The following is an 11,880-nucleotide window of genomic DNA, read 5'->3' as shown; positions in this document are numbered from 1 at the left end:
TTCCTCCAACGATCGACTCCACCTGAACACTACCGTTGTCCGTTCATCGCGGAACACCCGGAAAAGGAGACAGCCACGTGCCGCTTCCTGGGCCCGACACCCGAGTGGTCGAACTACGCGTACCCGGCCTGTCCGGCACCACCGGCGAGGACCTGCTGGACGCGGCCGGCACGGTGGAGGTCGCCGGGGACGGGGTGGGCCGGGTCGTCCGCCCCGCCGACCGGCTACGGCGCCCGGCGCCCGGCCCGGTACTGCCGGCGCTCGGCCGCTCGGTGCCCCGCACGCTGGAGGGTTACCTGTGGAGCGGCATGACCTCCGGGGGCGCGGCGAAGGCCACGTGGGCGTTGCTCTTCCCGTTCTCGCTGGCCAACGTGGCGCACTGGATGCTGCCGCCGGTCCCGGACGGCAGCCGCACCGCCGCCGTGCTGGGCGCGCTCTGCCGGGGTGTGCTGCGGATCGCCGCGCTGGTGCTGACGATGCTGCTCGTCGCGCAGGTCGCGGTCGTCACGCTCGACCTGTTCGCCGCTCAGTGCCTGGCGCCCGGCCACCACTGCCTGCCCGGGCTGCCCGACTGGCTGCGGGACGTCGGGCAGCTCCGGCTGACCGCCGGGCTGTTGCCGGTCGCCGCGGTGGTCTTCGTGCTGTACCGGGTGTCCGGGGCGAACTGGACCGTCCGGGCGCACCCGCCACCGCCGCCCGGTGACGCGCTCCCGGGCGACGTCCTGCGCGGCGACACGGATTCGCCGGTGCTGCGCTGTGTGCACGCGGTCGCCGCGCTGGGCACGGTGGTCCTGGTCGCCGTGGGCGGCCCGCTGGACGTGCCGGCCGACGTCCCCGGGCGGCTGCTCTGGGCCGCCGCGCTGGTGCTGACCGGTGTCGCGCTGGTCACGTCGGCGTCCGGCGCGCGGCACCTGCCGCGGTGGGCACGTGCCGGGCTGCTGTCCGTGGCGGTCGCGCTGCTGGTCGCCACCGCGGTCCGCGGTGGGGTGCCGGCCGGGTCGGACCCGACCGTGGAGGCCATCGGCGCGGCCCTGCTCGGCGCGTGGCTGCTGTTCGCGCTGCTGCTGGTCCCCGCGGCGCTGCTGGCCCGCCGCACCTGGCGGGAGTTGCCCACGCGGCTGCGCCCGTGGGCCGGCGGCTGGGCGGCCGCTCCCGCGCTGGCGCTGGCCGCGCTGCTCGGCGGCGGGTTCGGCGCGGGCCTGGCCATCGGGCTGCGGCGGCTGGCCGGGGCCGGCGACCTCCGCCTGCCGGACAGCTACCGCCTGGTGACAGCACTGTGGGGCGGCGGTCTGGTGCTGGCGGTCGTGCTGGGCGTGCTCGGATTCGCCGTCGGGGTGCCGCTGCGGCGCCGCTCGCGCGGGGTGCCGGAGATCGTGCGGATGCTCCAGTCGCCGTCGGACGAGCGGACCGCGGCCGCCGCCTGGGCGCGGTCGGCCTGGGAACGACGGCACCTGCACCACCTCGCGCTCGGGGTCGTCGCCGGGCTGTCGCTCGGGGCGGCCGCGCTGCTGGTCGCCTGGTACGGCTTCCACACGCTGCCGGGCTGGCTCGACCCGTTGTCCGCCGCCGGGGTGCTCGGGCTCGGGTTCCTGGCCGTGGGGCTGCTGCGGGTGGTCTACACCGCGGCGACCAAACCGGGCCGCAACCGGCACCTCGGCGCACTGGCGGATCTGGTGTGCTTCTGGCCCCGCGCGGCGCACCCGGCGATCCCGCCGTGCTACGCGCTGAAAGTGGTGCCGGACCTCGCGGCCCGCGCACAGGAGCACCTGGCCGAGCCGAACACGCGGGTCGTGCTGAGCGGGGAGAAACTGGGCAGCGTGCTGACGGTGATCGCGGCCGCGCGGCTCGTGCACACGCTGTCGCCGGCGGACCGCGAGCGGGTGGGCCTGCTCAGCGCCGGGTCACCCTTGCAGTGGGGGTACCAGCGGGCGTTCCCGGCCGTCCTGCCGCACAGTGCGCTCACCGCGCTGCACGAGTCGCTGGGGGGCCGGTGGCGCGGGCTGGCCCGCGGGACGGACATCTTCGGCGGCGGCGTCACGACCTGGCGGCACCGGGTGGACGGCGGCAAGCTGACCGGCGAGGGCTACCTGCCCGACGGCGGCTGGGGCGCGCTCCTGCCGGCCGTCCCGGGCGCGACCGGTGCGCTGGTGCTCGGCGGCGACCACTGGCTCCCCGACCCGGTGCCCCCGCCGCCCGGCGCCCGCCGGTGGCGGGCCGGGGTGCTCGGGCAGGCGGACTACCTGGTGGATCCGGAGTGGGACCAGGCGGTGGCGATCGCCGCCGGGCTGGAGATGCCCGGCCGGGCGGCGAGCGGCGAGGCGGAGCAGGTTCCGCTGTTCCCCGACCTGACCCGGTTCCACCTGAAGACCCCGTCAGCCGGGTAGCGGGAACGTGTAGAGCCGTACCGCGAGCTCACGCGACCCGCGTGCCGGGGCGGGGCGCATCCGGCAGTACCGGGCCACCAGATCCTGGTACTCCGCCTCCAGACGGCGCAGCTCCGGTTCGGTCAGCCAGGCCTGGCCCCGCCAGGCGGTGGCCCACGAACCGAACCCGTCCCGGTTGCGCGCGGCCCAGGACAGCAATTCGAGCTCCCGGTCGTACTTGGCGTCGAGGTACTCGCTGACCTGCTGCTGGTGGGTCCCGGTGAATTCCGCGGGCCGCGGCTCCTTCGTGTTCTGCGGGAGGGCGTGCCACCGGCCGTCCCACCGCCGCCGGACGTACCCGGCTTCGGTCAGCACCGCAACGCGCCCGGAAGCATCGGCACCGAGGCGGCGCGTCAGTTCGCCCGCGGTGGCGGGCAGCTCGCGCAGCACCCGCTCGTAGCCCGGGTCGCTGCGGATCTCGATGTCGCGGAGCGTCAGCGGGCGTGGCCGCATGTCGCCGCTCAGCAGCTTGCGCGCGGTCAGCATGAGCAGCACGGCGATCGGCAGCTCGGCGCACACGGCGAGCGCCAGGCTCGCGTACCGGTCGGCGGACCCCCAGTCGAGCACGACGTCGAACCAGGCGTCGCACACCAGCAGGGCCGCGGTGGCCGCCAGCAGTGGCACCGCCGCCCGGCGGCGGCGCAGCCCCAGCCACGTGGCGGCGGCGAAACACCCCACCAGCGCCACGTCGAACCCCACCCACGCCACCCGCCACTGTGCGGTGTCGAACTGGTCGGGCAGCGTGTTGGCGAGGTAGAGGACCCAGGGCACCAGGCAGACCGCCGCGGCTCCCAGGAAGACGAGCAGCAGTTTCCGGATCACCGGCCCGACGCTAGCCGAGCGCCGGGCCGGTGAGATCCGGGACTTCCCCCGATCACGTCCTCAGGGTCGGGTCGGGTCAGCGCCTCCCACCGGCAGCGGTGTTCCGGTCGCCCCGCGCTTACCGAGCAGCGAGTGCCGCCGGCTGTAGGCGAAGTAGATGACGACGCCCACGACCATCCAGGCCAGGAACCGCAGCCAGGTCAGCACGGTCAGGTTCAGCATCAGCCACAGGCAGGCCAGGATCGCGAGGATCGGCACCACCGGCACGCCCGGCACCCGGAACGCGCGCGGCAGGTCCGGGCGGATCCGGCGCAGCACGAGCACACCCGCCGAGACCAGGATGAACGCGAACAGCGTGCCGACGTTCACCATCTCCTCCAGCTTGTCCGCCGGGAAGAACGTCGCCGCCACCCCGATCATCACCGCGACCAGCACCGTCGCCCGGGCCGGGGTGCCGCGCTCGCTCGTGCGGGCCAGCGACCGCGGCAGCAGACCGTCCCGCGACATCGCGTACAGCACCCGGGTCTGGCCGAGGATCAGCACCATCACCACGGTGGTCAGACCGGCCAGTGCGCCGACCGAGATGATGTTCGCCGCCCAGTTCACGCCGTTGGCGGCGAACGCGGTCGCCAGCGTCTTGTGGCTGCCGTCGCCCGCGGCGGTGGCCAGGTCGCCGTAGGGCACCATGCCGACGACCACCAGCGACACCGACACGTACAGCACGGTGACGATCGCCAGCGCGCCGAAGATGCCGCGCGGCACCGAGCGCTGCGGGTTCTTCGTCTCCTCCGCGGTGGTGGCCACGATGTCGAACCCGATGAACGCGAAGAACACCAGCGAGGCAGCGGCCAGCAGGCCGAACCAGCCGAACGAGCTGTTCGCCCCGCCCGCGATCAGCGAGAACAGCGACTGGTCCACACCACTCTGCCCGGACCCGCCCGTGGAGGCCGGCGGGACGTAGGGCGAGTAGTTGGCACCCTTGATGTAGAACAGCCCGAGCACGATGACGAACAGCACGATGCCGACCTTGATCGCGGTGATCACCATCGAGACGCGCGAGGACAGCTTCGTGCCGAACGCGAGCACCATCGCCAGCACGGCCACCAGGACGAGCGCTCCCCAGTCGACCGTGACCGACCCGATCTCGAAGCTCGTCTTGGTGCCCTTGCCGAAGATGTAGCCGAGCACCGTCTCCAGGTACACCGACCAGCCCTTGGCCACCGCGGCCGCACCGACGGCCAGCTCCAGCACCAGGTCCCAGCCGATGATCCAGGCCACGAACTCGCCGAAGGTGGCGTACGAGAACGTGTACGCGCTGCCCGCGACCGGCACGGTCGAGGCGAACTCGGCATAACAGAGTGCGGCCAGGCCGCAGGCGATCGCAGCGAACACGAACGCCAGCGACACCGATGGTCCCGCGTAGTCGCCCGCCGTGCGTGCGGTCAGGGTGAAGATACCGGCGCCGATCACCACCGCGACCCCGAACACCGTGAGATCCCAGGCCGACAGGTTGCGTCGCAACCTGGTGCCCGGCTCGTCGGTGTCCTGAATGGACTGCTCGATGGACTTCGTGCGCCACAGCCCGTTACCTGGCAAGGGTGTCTCCTCCCGCCGTGTCCTGGATCTCAGGTACGGTTGGTCACCCTAACGCGATCGGGTGACGGGAGCCACCCATGGTTCACACCGGCTGCCGATCCAGGTCCGGTTCCAGGTAGATGAGCCGCGCCGCGGGCACCCGCTCACGCACCCTGGCCTCGGCGGCGTCGATCTCGCTCGCCACCTCCGACAGTTCCAGCCGCGGCGCGAGCGCCAGCTTCGCGGCGACGAGCAGCTCGTCGGGGCCCAGGTACTGGGTGCGGATGTGGATCACCCGTTCGACCCGCCCGCCGGCCAGCGCCTCGCAGATGCTGTCCAGCTCGCGGTCGGTGGCGCCCTCGCCGATCAGCAGGCTCTTCATCTCGACGATGAGGATGATCGCGATGATCCCGAGCAGGACACCGATCAGGACGGTGCCCACGCCGTCCCACACCGGGTCGCCGGTCAGCTCGGAGAGCCCGACACCGGCCAGCGCGAACACCAGGCCGAGCAGCGCCCCGCTGTCCTCCAGCAACACGACCGGCAGCTCCGGGGTGCGGGACTGGCGGATGAACCGCCACCAGGTCGCCTCCCCCTTGATCGTGCGCGACTCCTTCATCGCGGTGACGAACGAGTAGCCCTCCAGGCAGATCGCGACCACCAGGATGATCACCGCGACCAGCGGGCTGGTCAGCGGCTCCGGGTGCTCGATCTTGTGGATGCCCTCGTAGAGCGCGAACACCGAGCCGAGCGTGAACAGCATCAGCGCGACCACGAACGAGTAGAAGTACCGCTCTCGCCCGAAGCCGAACGGGTGCTCGCGGGTGGCGCGCCGGCGGGACTGGCGCTGCCCGAGCAGGAGCAGGCCCTGGTTGGACGTGTCGGCGAGCGAGTGCACCGACTCGGCGAGCATCGACGACGATCCGGTGACCAGGAATCCGGCGAACTTCGCCACGGCGATCCCGGCGTTGGCGCCCAGTGCCGCGAGGATCGCCTTCGTTCCGCCACTTGCCGACACGCTGACCCCCTGCTGAGTCTTTCCGTTTTGCCGGAAGTGAGCCTAGAACCCCGGGTCCGGCGCCCTGCGCGCGCCGCCCGTTCAGCGCAGCAACGGCAGCCCCCCGACCAGCTTATCGATCTTGTTCCGCGGGCCCACCAGGCTGACCGCGTGGTACTCGAAGGCCGCCTCGTCGGTGCCGGCCATCGCCGCCGTGTACTCGTCGTGGGAGCGGCTGGCCTGTGCGTGCTTGGACATGTCGGCGACGAAAATGCCCTCGCGGTTCGCCGCCTTGGCGCGGATCTCCAGCAGCCTGGCCGCGTCGGCCGCGAGGATCGAGCAGCCGGTCCACGGCAGGCCGGCGTGCGGCCGGCCCGAGGCGTCGGCGACTTCGGGGCCGACCAGTGACGGCAGGACCTTGCCGACGGCGGCGCCGAGGCAGGCGGTGGCGTTGGCGACGAGACCCGGGCCGAGCGACGGGTCGGCGACGATCACCCACTTCACCTTGGCGGTGCGAGTGGTGGCGTCGAGCTGAACTTCTACCTGATCATCTGTGGTCACAGTGCAGCACGCTAGGCAGACATGCGAGACTCGTCCACTAACACCGAACTAAATTCGACAGGAGGCCGCTATTGGCCGAGTTGGACGAACTTGATCAGGCATTGCTGCGGGAATTGCAGCGCGACGGACGGCGAACCAACCGGGAGCTGGCCGCGGCCACCGGCGTCTCCCCCTCCACGTCACTGGAACGCGTCCGCGCCCTGCGGGAGCGGGGCGTCATCCGCGGCTACCACGTCGACCTGGACCTGGCGAAGATCGGCCGCCGGGTACAGGCGCTCATCGCGATCCGGGTGCGGCCGCCGTCCCGGCGGGTCATCGATGCCTTCCGGGAATGGGTGACGCGGCAGCCGGAAACCCTGGGCGTGTTCGTGGTGACCGGCGGCGAGGACTTCCTGGTGCACGTGGCCGTCCCGGACAACGACAGCCTCTACGCGTTCGTCATCGACCGGCTCACCCAGCGCCAGGAGGTCGCCGACGTCCGCACCAACGTCATCTACGAACACATCCGCAACGCGGTGATCGACCCGGTCTGAGGTCGCGTCCGCCAAGTGGTCGCTAGAGGCAGCCCGAGGTGGCGCGGAACAGCTGCGTCCGGCCGGCCTCGGCCGGGTGGACCGCGACCGCCGGATCCGAGGCCGGGACCCACATCGACTGGCCGCGGCGCAGCTCCAGCTCCTGGCCGCTCTCCGCCTTGACCCGCACGGAGCCCTGCGTGCACAGCAGGATCTGCGGCTTGCCGTTGCCGACGCGGAGCGCGCCGGTCTCACCGGCGTCCCATTCGCAACGGGACAACTCGAACTCCGGCGCGTCGGTCGTGTACACCTCGCCGCACTCGGACGGCTCGCCACGCAGGATCGGCATGTCCGCGCAGGTGAAGTCGACCACGCGGAGCAGCTCGGGCACGTCCACGTGCTTGGGGGTCAGCCCGCAGCGCAGGATGTTGTCCGAGTTGGCCAGGATTTCCACCGCCGTGCCGTGCAGGTACAGGTGCAGGTTGCCGGCCGGCAGGTAGATGGCCTCGCCGGCGCTGAGCGTGAGCCGGTTGAGCAGCAGCGCGGCCAGCACGCCGGCGTCCCGCGGGTGCGCCTCGCCCAGCTCCAGGATGGTGCGGCACTCGACGTCGAACTCGCCGTGGTCCTTCACGTGCAGCACGCACGCGTCGAGCACCTCGGGCAGCAGCTCGTCCAGCACCGGCTGCGGCAGCGTGATCCACGTGGTGAACAGCGCCCGCAGGCCGTTCGAGTCCGGCTGGGCGGCCAGCAGCTCGGTGTACTTGGCCAGCCCCGGCGTCTCGATGGCACGCAGCAGCTCGACCGTGCGCTCCGGCTTGCGGAACCCGGCCAGCGCGTGGAACTCGGTCAGCGCGCACACCAGCTCCGGCTTGGCCGTCGGATCCGGGTAGTTCCGGTTCGGCGCGTCCCGCGGGATGCCGGCGGCCTCCTCACGGGCGTACCCCTCGGCCGACTGCTCGGCCGACGGGTGCGCCTGCATCGACAGCGGCTCCTCGACCGCGAGGATCTTCAGCAGGAACGGCAGCCGGTTGCCCCAGTGCTCGGCGCATTCCCGGCCCAGCTGGCCGAGCGGATCGGCCTCGACGAGTTCCAGCAGCGTGCGCTCGTCGCCGTCCGGGCCCAGGATCCGGGAGGGGTCGCCGGGATGGGCGCCCATCCACAGCTCCGCCTCCGGGTGCGGCGCGGGCACCTCGCGGCCCAGCAGCTCGGGGATGGTCGTCCGGGACCCCCAGGCGTAGGGCCGCACCGCATTGCGCAGCAGCTCCACCGTGTTCTCAACTCCTTGGCTCTTCCAACCCCTGGCCCGATCCACGGGATCGAGCGCGAACCGGCGTCAGGCCGACGCGGGTTCGTAGTGCCCGCCGCCACCCGTCGTGGCGGTCGCCAGCCCGAGGTAGACCGCGGCCAGCTCGAACCGTAGCGCGAGCACCCCGGCGCGCACGGGCTCGTCACCGACGATCTCGTCCGCGGGAGCCACCACTCCGGCCCCGGGAAGCGTATTCGAAGCCTCGTGGCGCACCGCGTCGGCTGCCGGACCGCTGTGCACCGCGAGCAGCAGCACCCGGTAGTTCGGCAGGTCGGTATCGAAATCGGGGTCGGCGAAGATGTCCCGCTCGCCGGAGCTGCTCGCCGCCGCCTGACGCAGCGCGCGACGGGTGAGCGCCTGACGGTAGTCCGCGATGTCGGCGACGATCCCGGCGAACGCGCCCAGCGCGTAGCCGGCGTGCTGGGCGACCGAGACCGCGATCGGGTCCAGCCCCCACAGCAGCGGGATCCGGTCCGCGAGGCGCAGCGCGAGCGCCTTGGCGGGATTGGCGAAGGAGTCGCGGCCGAGATGGGCGCGCTCCGCCTCGGAGTCCAGCTGGTCGGCGAGCAACTGCACGTCGGCGACCAGCAGGCCGAGGGCGTTCGCGGTGAGCAGCCCGGCGGCGAGGCCGCGGGCGAAGGTCAGTTCCGGCGGCACCGCGACCCGGGGGACGAGCTGGATGCCCTTCCCGGCGAGCGAGGCTCCGACCGGGCCCTCGCTGGGCCCGGACAGCACGACGGTGGCGCCGTAGCGGGCGGCCCGCTCGATACCGGCGGCCAGCTCCCGGTCGAACGGGTCGTCGGTGTGCGCGAAGACGACGTCCAGCGCCCCGATCCACGGTGGCACCGCCTCGCTGACGAGGACCGGCACCGGGCAGGCCGGCGCGAGCAGGGCGTACAGCAGACGCGCGACGCTGCGGCTCACCCCGGGGCGGACGACGAGGACGAGCGCGCGGGGGCGGCCCAGGTCCAGCCGGTCAGCCAGTTCCGCGTCCGCGGCGGCCTCGGCGGTGGACCGCACCTGGGCGCCCGCCATCGCCGCGGCCCTGAGCAGTCCTGCCGTGTCGGCCTCCGCCAGGCGCGCGGGGTCGTCCAGGAGCGTGTCGTCAAGCACCATCGGCACGGGACTCACCTGGAAGCGTGGCCTCGTCGAGCAGCAGGACCGGGATCCCGTCCCGGACCGGGAACTCACGGCCGCAGGAGGTGCACGTCAGCGCGTCGGCCTCCGGGTCGCTCGCCGTTCCCGGCCGCAGCGGCGCGTGGTCGTCCGACGGGCACGCCAGGATCTCCAGCAACTGGGCATCGAGCGCGACTGCCATGGGGGTACCTCCCTAGCTGCGAACGATCGCGAGGACTTCGTCGGTCAGCGCGCGGACCGCGTCGGCGTCGGCGGCCTCGACGTTGAGCCGCAGCAGCGGCTCGGTGTTGGACGGGCGCAGGTTGAACCACGCCTTGCCGGGCAGCTTCACCGTCAGGCCGTCCACCTCGTCGATCTCGGCGCCGGGACGGCGCGCGAACGCGTCCTTGACCGCGAGCTGCTTGGCGACCTGGTCGTCCACGGTCGAGTTGATCTCGCCGGAGGCCGCGTACCGCGAGTACTCCGCGGTCAGCTCGGACAGCGGCCCGTCCTGCTCGCCGAGCGCGGCCAGCACGTGCAGGGCGGCCAGCATGCCGGTGTCGGCGCGCCAGAAGTCGCGGAAGTAGTAGTGGGCGGAGTGCTCGCCGCCGAAGATCGCGCCGGTCGTGGCCATCTCCTGCTTGATGAACGAGTGCCCGACCCGGGTGCGCACCGGCTTGCCCCCGTTTTCGGCGACGATCTCCGGCACCGCCTGCGAGGTGATCAGGTTGTGGATGATCGTCGCGCCCGGCTCCTTGGCCAGCTCGCGCACCGCGACCAGCGCGGTGACGGCGCTCGGTGACACCGGGTCGCCGTTCTCGTCGACGACGAAGCAGCGGTCGGCATCGCCGTCGAAGGCCAGCCCGGCGTCCGCACCCACCTCGCGGACCTTGGCCTGCAGGTCGACCAGGTTCTTCGGGTCCAGGGGATTGGCCTCGTGGTTGGGGAAGCTGCCGTCGAGCTCGAAGTACATCGGCACGATCTCGATGGGCAGGCCCTCGAAGACCGTCGGAACCGTGTGGCCACCCATGCCGTTGCCGGCGTCCACGACGATCTTCAGCGGGCGGCTGCCGGAGAGGTCCACGAGCCGGCGCAGGTAGGCGGCGTAGTCCGGCAGCACGTCCCGCTCGGTGACGCTGCCGGGCTGCCCGGCGAACTCCGGCACACCCTGCTCGACGGTGTCGCGGATCTCGGCGAGCCCGGACTCCTGCCCCACCGGGGCGGCGCCCGCGCGGCAGAGCTTGATGCCGTTGTACTTGGCCGGGTTGTGGCTGGCCGTGAACATCGCGCCGGGCAGGTTGAGCGAGCCGGAGGCGAAGTAGAGCTCGTCGGTGCTGCACAGGCCGATCGACACGACGTCGAGCCCCTGCGAGGTGACACCCTCGGCGAACGCGGCGGCCAGCCCCGGGGAAGACTCACGCATGTCGTGGCCGATCACCACCGACGGCGACTCGGGCTTGATCAGCAACGCGAAGGCCGCGCCGAAGTCCCGAACCAGGCCGGCGTCGAGTTGCTCGCCGACGACGCCACGGATGTCGTAGGCCTTGACGATGGCCGACAGGTCTGACACGCGCTCTCCCCGGGAGTTGTCCATGGACTGCGGATACCCGAGAGCCTACCGGGGGAACACGGGGCGGATGCGGCGTGACCTACGAGATCGGGTCGGGCAGCACCCGCAGGTGCCCACGCCGCCCGGAGGGTCCCTCCGGCTCCGGGGGCGGGGCGGGCTTGTCGGACCGGCCGGCCTCGCGGACGGCCTCGGCCAGCGCCGTGAGCTCGTCGTCGGAGCGGTCCGGCGCGGCGAACTCGCCCTCGTGCCGGACGACCTCCCAGCCCCGGGGTGCGGTCAGCCGGAGCGCGTGCTCCTCGCACAGGTCGTAGGAATGCGGCTCGGACGCCGTCGCGAGGGGACCGACCACCGCGGTCGAATCGCTGTAGGCGTAGGTAAGCGTGGCGACGGCCGGGTTCAGGCACCCCGTTCGCGAACACTTTCGTACGCTCGACACGATCGCAGACGATAGCGCTTCCCCCCGGCAACTGCGCGCAGGCGCACCGGTGGACGCCACGGGCCGAGGCCAACGCGTAACCTTCCGGATGTGTCCATGGCTCGAAGTTCCCGGCATCGGCGGCGTGTCCGCCGGGACCGGCACGGCCGCGGGCTGCGCGGGCCGCTGTACCCGGCGAGCCTGCCCGCTGCGGCCAGCCGTGCGGAGAAGTTCGACCAGCTCGTGCTCGACGCGCTGGAGCCGATCGAGGCCCGGTGGCGGGACCAGCTGACGAAGCTCGACGTCGCGGTCGACGACGTCCCGGAGATCCGCGGCGGCGGTGCCCCCGAGGACGACGGGGTGCTGCACGACGGGGCAGTGCCGCTGTCCCGGCTGGTCCCGGCGGGTGTCGACCGGACGGGCCTGCCGACGCGCGCGCGGATCGTGCTGTACCGCCGGCCCCTCGAGGCGCGCGCCAAGGACCCGGGCGAACTGGCGGACCTGGTGCACGACGTGCTGGTCGAGCAGGTGGCGGGCTACCTGGGCGTCGAACCGGACGTCATCGAGGGCGAGTAGCTCCCCG

General features: G+C 72.5%; 12 protein-coding genes. 3 read left to right on the top strand and 9 right to left on the bottom strand.

Translation table 11 applies throughout. From position 1 onward, the window contains the following. Positions 1 to 77 precede the first annotated feature (77 nt). Positions 78 to 2,384: a hypothetical protein gene (locus FHX46_RS06160; RefSeq protein ID WP_167111445.1), complete on the top strand. Its 2,307-nt coding sequence runs from the start codon at positions 78 to 80 to the stop codon at positions 2,382 to 2,384. Here the strand turns inward: FHX46_RS06160 and FHX46_RS06155 are convergent. From FHX46_RS06155 to FHX46_RS06140, 4 genes are all read right to left on the bottom strand, one after another. Continuing rightward, positions 2,373 to 3,245: a winged helix-turn-helix domain-containing protein gene (locus FHX46_RS06155; RefSeq protein WP_167111443.1), complete on the bottom strand. Its 873-nt coding sequence runs from the start codon at positions 3,243 to 3,245 to the stop codon at positions 2,373 to 2,375. The two genes, FHX46_RS06160 and FHX46_RS06155, sit on opposite strands and share 12 nt — an antisense overlap. Positions 3,246 to 3,305: 60 nt before the next feature. After that, positions 3,306 to 4,841, bottom strand: a complete 1,536-nt coding sequence (locus FHX46_RS06150) for an APC family permease (RefSeq protein ID WP_167111441.1) — start codon at positions 4,839 to 4,841, stop codon at positions 3,306 to 3,308. An 82-nt stretch (positions 4,842 to 4,923) separates the two neighbouring features. Continuing rightward, positions 4,924 to 5,838: a cation diffusion facilitator family transporter gene (locus FHX46_RS06145; RefSeq protein WP_167111440.1), complete on the bottom strand. Its 915-nt coding sequence runs from the start codon at positions 5,836 to 5,838 to the stop codon at positions 4,924 to 4,926. An 81-nt stretch (positions 5,839 to 5,919) separates the two neighbouring features. Further along, complete coding sequence (locus tag FHX46_RS06140; protein ID WP_167111438.1) at positions 5,920 to 6,378, bottom strand: DUF2000 domain-containing protein; 459 nt, start codon at positions 6,376 to 6,378, stop codon at positions 5,920 to 5,922. Positions 6,379 to 6,458: 80 nt separating this feature from the next. Between FHX46_RS06140 and FHX46_RS06135 the strand changes: the two genes are divergently transcribed. Then, complete coding sequence (locus FHX46_RS06135; protein WP_167121176.1) at positions 6,459 to 6,911, top strand: Lrp/AsnC family transcriptional regulator; 453 nt, start codon at positions 6,459 to 6,461, stop codon at positions 6,909 to 6,911. A gap of 22 nt (positions 6,912 to 6,933) precedes the next feature. Here FHX46_RS06135 and manA read toward each other — a convergent pair whose 3' ends face one another. The 5 genes from manA to FHX46_RS06110 all read right to left on the bottom strand — a co-directional run bounded on the left by manA (position 6,934) and on the right by FHX46_RS06110 (position 11,318). After that, positions 6,934 to 8,157: a mannose-6-phosphate isomerase, class I gene (gene manA / locus FHX46_RS06130; protein WP_167111436.1), complete on the bottom strand. Its 1,224-nt coding sequence runs from the start codon at positions 8,155 to 8,157 to the stop codon at positions 6,934 to 6,936. A gap of 66 nt (positions 8,158 to 8,223) precedes the next feature. Next, positions 8,224 to 9,312, bottom strand: a complete 1,089-nt coding sequence (locus tag FHX46_RS06125; protein ID WP_167121174.1) for a hypothetical protein — start codon at positions 9,310 to 9,312, stop codon at positions 8,224 to 8,226. Continuing rightward, positions 9,302 to 9,514: a Trm112 family protein gene (locus FHX46_RS06120; RefSeq protein ID WP_167104722.1), complete on the bottom strand. Its 213-nt coding sequence runs from the start codon at positions 9,512 to 9,514 to the stop codon at positions 9,302 to 9,304. The genes FHX46_RS06125 and FHX46_RS06120 overlap by 11 nt, the downstream gene beginning before the upstream one ends. A 12-nt stretch (positions 9,515 to 9,526) precedes the next feature. Next, positions 9,527 to 10,882, bottom strand: a complete 1,356-nt coding sequence (locus FHX46_RS06115) for a phosphomannomutase/phosphoglucomutase (RefSeq protein ID WP_167111434.1) — start codon at positions 10,880 to 10,882, stop codon at positions 9,527 to 9,529. A gap of 79 nt (positions 10,883 to 10,961) precedes the next feature. Further along, positions 10,962 to 11,318 carry a DUF3499 domain-containing protein gene (locus tag FHX46_RS06110; RefSeq protein ID WP_167111432.1) on the bottom strand — a complete coding sequence of 119 codons (357 nt, stop codon included), beginning with the start codon at positions 11,316 to 11,318 and terminating at the stop codon, positions 10,962 to 10,964. A 96-nt stretch (positions 11,319 to 11,414) separates the two neighbouring features. Between FHX46_RS06110 and FHX46_RS06105 the strand changes: the two genes are divergently transcribed. Next, positions 11,415 to 11,873 carry a metallopeptidase family protein gene (locus FHX46_RS06105; RefSeq protein WP_167104713.1) on the top strand — a complete coding sequence of 153 codons (459 nt, stop codon included), beginning with the start codon at positions 11,415 to 11,417 and terminating at the stop codon, positions 11,871 to 11,873. The last annotated feature ends 7 nt before the right edge of the window (positions 11,874 to 11,880 follow it).

The sequence above is a fragment of the Amycolatopsis viridis genome (assembly GCF_011758765.1).
In the GTDB taxonomy this organism is placed as follows: domain Bacteria; phylum Actinomycetota; class Actinomycetes; order Mycobacteriales; family Pseudonocardiaceae; genus Amycolatopsis_E; species Amycolatopsis_E viridis.
Note: the sequence above shows the minus strand (reverse complement) of the source record. Positions and strands in the feature narration are given on the sequence as shown.